This window comes from Streptomyces sp. BE303 (assembly GCF_036290945.1).
Classification (GTDB): domain Bacteria; phylum Actinomycetota; class Actinomycetes; order Streptomycetales; family Streptomycetaceae; genus Kitasatospora.
The window spans coordinates 1-304 of the sequence record NZ_JAQYWZ010000854.1 but is presented as its reverse complement, the minus strand read 5'-3'; the positions used below and the strand labels follow the sequence as shown (position 1 = coordinate 304).

At 75.3% G+C, this 304-nt stretch carries 1 protein-coding gene; it reads left to right on the top strand.

Annotated features, from left to right (window positions below):
* Positions 1-304: ATP-binding cassette domain-containing protein (locus PUR56_RS30150; RefSeq protein WP_329951277.1), on the top strand; the 304-nt coding region annotated here is incomplete at both ends.

Sequence of the window (304 nt, the reverse complement as noted above, 5' to 3'; positions counted from 1 at the left end):
CTCGTGCGGCTGATGGTCGGCCGGGACCTGTCCGCCATGTTCACCCGCGAACGCGTCGCCACCGACCGCCTCGTGTTGGATGTCCGTGCCGTGACCACCGACCACGTCACTGGCATCGACCTGCGCATCCACGCCGGCGACGTCGTCGGCCTGGCCGGACACAACGGCGCCGGACGCTCCGAACTCGCCCTCGCCCTCGCCGGCGACCAGCCCCTCCGCTCCGGCACCGTCACCCTCGACGGCCGCACCCTGCGCTCCGGCCACCCCGGCGACGCCATCCGCGCCGGCCTCGGCCTCGCCCCCG